The organism is Alcanivorax sp. HI0083, assembly GCF_001635175.1.
On the sequence record NZ_LWFX01001227.1, the window covers coordinates 1 to 2,766 of the forward strand.

Genomic DNA, 2,766 nt, shown 5'->3' on the forward strand with positions numbered 1-2,766 from the left:
TTGGCAATGACGACGCCAAACACAGCGTTCACCATTAACAGCACCAAAAAGATAACAATCATGAAGACAGTGCGTGCGCGACTGCCGACGACTTCGCCAGTGAGTGCGCCAACAGATTTGGCCCGGTTGCGGACGCTGGCCCACAGGGCGCCGCTGTCGTGTACGCCGGCAAAGAAGATCGTGCCGAAGACCACCCAGAGAAAGGCGGGCAGCCAGCCCCAGATAACGGCAATGGCCGGACCGACAATCGGCGCTGCACCGGCAACAGAAGTGAAATGGTGGCCCCACAGCACATACCGGTTGGTGGGCACGAAATCCACGCCGTCTTCAAATTCGTGGGCCGGGGTGCGGAAATCCGGGTCCAGTCTGTAGATCCGTGATGCAATAAAGCGGGAGTAGACGAAGTAGCCGGCGGCCATGCCACCCAGCCCCAGCAGGAGCAAAATGATTGCGCTCATGGGTTGCCTTTTGTCATTGTTGGCGACGTTGTTAGCCGTGTTGATCAGCGGCCAGCTGGATGCTGGCAATGGTGCCTATATGGTTCGCTTTTTTGACTGGGCGGTCAACGCGACTAAAGGCTAATGGCGCCAACGTAACAGGACGTGGAAAACCGTGTCATCGTTTGTTAACAGCGCCCTATGCACGCCTGTGGACAAACGGTATTCTTGTGTCTACAAATCATCAGAAAAAAGAACATTGACGGGTAAAGGAACTACCCGGGGGATGCAGTAATGATCAAAGTATTGGTAGTGGACGACCATGATCTGGTCCGTACCGGCATTGCTCGTATGCTGGACGAAGTGGATGGCCTGCGGGTCGTCGGTGAGGCAAATTCAGGTGAGCTCGCCGTGCAAATGGCCAGAGAGCTGGCACCGGAAGTGGTCCTGATGGACCTGAAAATGCCAGGGATCGGAGGGCTTGAGGCCACCCGCAAACTGTTACGCGTTGACGAAGGTGTCCGCGTTATCGCTGTCACAATGTGCGAAGAAGAACCGTTTCCCTCCCGCCTGATGAAAGCCGGTGCCGCCGGTTACATGACCAAGGGTGCCGACCTGGAAGAAATGGTGCGCGCTATCAAGGTGGTGGCTACCGGCCAGCGCTATATCAGCCCGGAAATCGCTCAGGCCATGGCGCTCAAGCCCTATACCGGTGATGAGGGCTCGCAGCTGGATATGCTCTCCGAGCGCGAACTGCAGATCATGATGATGATCGTGAATTGCCACAAAGTGCAGGATGTGGCAGACAAACTTTGCCTGTCACCGAAAACCGTGAACACCTACCGGTACCGTATTTTCGACAAGCTGGGTGTGACCAGCGATGTGGAAATGGCGTTGCTGGCCGTGCGTCACGGCATGCTCGATGCGGTAGAAAACACAGCCCCCTGATTGCCGCTTCGCTACAGGGGGAAATCATCAGGGCAGGGCTGATACACTTTCTGTTTGCCAATCTGTTTTGAGATATCCCCCTTGTCTGATTTCGATGCCAAACACTTCCTCACTCACTGTGCCCGAAAGCCCGGCGTTTACCGTATGCTGGACGGGGACGGGGGTGTTTTGTATGTGGGCAAGGCGCGTAATCTTCAGGCGCGCCTGAACAGCTACTTCCAGAAGAATGTATCCAGTGCGAAAACCCGGGCACTGGTCGGGCGAATTCGTGATATCCAGACAACAGTGACCGGCAGTGAGGCGGAAGCGCTGCTGCTGGAGCAGTCGCTGATCAAGGAGTTGAAACCTCCTTACAACATTCTTCTGCGCGACGACAAATCCTACCCGTATATCCGTATCACCAGCGCCGACCGTTTTCCCCGCGTCACCTTTCATCGCGGTACACGCCGGGCTGGCAGCCAGTACTTTGGCCCCTATCCCAGTGGTGGGGCGGTACGTGAAGCCCTGTCGTTGATCGAGAAAGTGTTCCAGGTCCGCAATTGTAGCGACAGCTATTTCCGTAACCGCACCCGTCCCTGCCTCCAGCACCAGATCAATCGTTGCACGGCACCGTGCGTAGGGCTGGTGAGTGAAGCCGATTATGCGCGCCAGGTAAAAATGGCGGCGGATTTCCTGGATGGACGCAGTCGGGAAGTGGTGGAGCAGCTCAGTGACGATATGGAGGCGGCATCCCTGGCGCTGGAGTTCGAGAAAGCGGCGATCCTGCGGGACCAATTGGCCGCCATTCAGTCCGTGCAGCAAAAGCAGTACGCGGAAACCGGGCAGGGTGATCTGGATGTGGTTGCGATTGAAACCCGCCATGGCCTGGCCGTGATCGAAGTGCTGATGATTCGTGATGGCCGCATCCTTGGCCACCGAACCTTTCGTCCGGATACCCGGGGAGAGGAAGATAGCAGCGAAATTCTTGAAGCCTTTCTCTCGCAATATTATTTGGGCGACAGGGAAGACCCGGTCAAGCCGCAGGAAATCCTGCTGAGTATGGATATTGCGGGCGCTGAAGCGTTGCAGCAGGCACTGGAAAGCCAGTGGGGCAAGAAAGTCCGGCTGGCGTGGCGGGTGCGCAGTGATCGTGCCGCCTGGATCACCATGGCGCAAACCAACGCCCAGCAGTCCATGGCGGCCGAACTGGCGGCACGCGAACACATGGAGGCTCGCTTTCTGGCCCTGGAAACGCTGCTGGAAAGCAGCGATCCGGTGCGGCGTATTGAGTGTTTCGATATTAGCCATACACAAGGCGAGAAAGCCGTGGCGTCCTGCGTGGTGTTTGACCAGCAAGGGGCACGCAAGCAGGAGTATCGCCACTTTAATGTGAACCCGGCGG

Annotated in this window: 3 protein-coding genes; 2 read left to right on the plus strand and 1 reads right to left on the minus strand. The window is 57.1% G+C overall.

Annotation, left to right across the window (positions count from 1 at the left end; genetic code table 11):
• Window positions 1-458 (minus strand): carbon starvation CstA family protein (locus A3754_RS17840; protein WP_304439844.1); only part of this gene is annotated, 458 nt, incomplete at its 3' end.
• A 273-nt stretch (window positions 459-731) separates the two neighbouring features.
• On the opposite strand from A3754_RS17840, the gene uvrY reads away from it, so the two are divergent.
• Both uvrY and uvrC read left to right on the plus strand, forming a co-directional pair.
• The gene (gene uvrY / locus A3754_RS17845) at window positions 732-1,385 is read left to right on the plus strand and encodes a UvrY/SirA/GacA family response regulator transcription factor (protein ID WP_063520781.1); all 654 of its coding nucleotides are present in this window, start codon (window positions 732-734) and stop codon (window positions 1,383-1,385) included.
• A gap of 81 nt (window positions 1,386-1,466) precedes the next feature.
• Window positions 1,467-2,766: excinuclease ABC subunit UvrC (uvrC, locus tag A3754_RS17850; RefSeq protein WP_063520782.1), on the plus strand; the 1,300-nt coding region annotated here is incomplete at its 3' end.

What these genes read in the sequence shown, in the direction of transcription:
- uvrY (WP_063520781.1), top strand. Translation starts at nt 732, where the DNA reads ATGATCAAAGTATTGGTAGTGGACGACCATGATCTGGTCCGTACCGGC.